The following is a 633-nucleotide window of genomic DNA, read 5'->3' on the forward strand; positions in this document are numbered from 1 at the left end:
CGTGAACGGTGTGGCCAGTGTGCGGATTGGCGGGGCGCGCCGTTATGCCATGCGGATCTGGCTGGATACCGGGGCCATGGCCGCCCACAGCCTGACAGTTCAGGATCTGGAAACGGCAATTCAGAAACAGAATGTCCGTTTGCCGTCGGGCCGGATCGAGTCCGTGAACAGCGAATTTAATATCCGTACGGAATCCGATCTTAGAACCGCCGAGGGGTTTGAGCGGGTCATCCTGCGCAATGACGGTCGGGGCATTGTCCGGCTTGGTGATGTGGCCCGCGTTGAGGTTGGCGCTGAAAACGAGCGGACGGCTCTTCGCGTTAATGGCCGCGACTCGGTCGGGCTGGGGGTAATCCGGCAATCAGGGGCCAACGTTCTGGAGGTGGCCGACGGCGTGAAAGCCGTGGTGGCCCGGCTGGAATCGACCCTGCCGCAAGGCATGACCCTGACGGCGTCCTATGACCAGTCCGTCTTTATCAGCCAGTCCATCAAGGAGGTGTTTCTGGCGCTTGGTATTGCCATGGTTCTGGTGGTGCTGGTGATCTATGTCTTCCTGCGGTCCGTGCCCGCCACCTTCATTCCGGCGGTGGCCATTCCCGTTTCCATTATCGCGACCCTGACCGTTCTGGCCAT

The 633-nt window shown here is 60.8% G+C and carries 1 protein-coding gene; it reads left to right on the forward strand.

Annotation, left to right across the window (positions count from 1 at the left end; all coding sequences use genetic code 11):
• Positions 1 to 633, forward strand: a 633-nt coding sequence (locus QQJ79_RS15760) for an efflux RND transporter permease subunit (protein ID WP_284223877.1), incomplete at both ends; no start/stop codon positions are given.

The organism is Brevundimonas denitrificans, assembly GCF_030160755.1.
Classification (GTDB): Bacteria; Pseudomonadota; Alphaproteobacteria; order Caulobacterales; family Caulobacteraceae; genus Brevundimonas; species Brevundimonas denitrificans.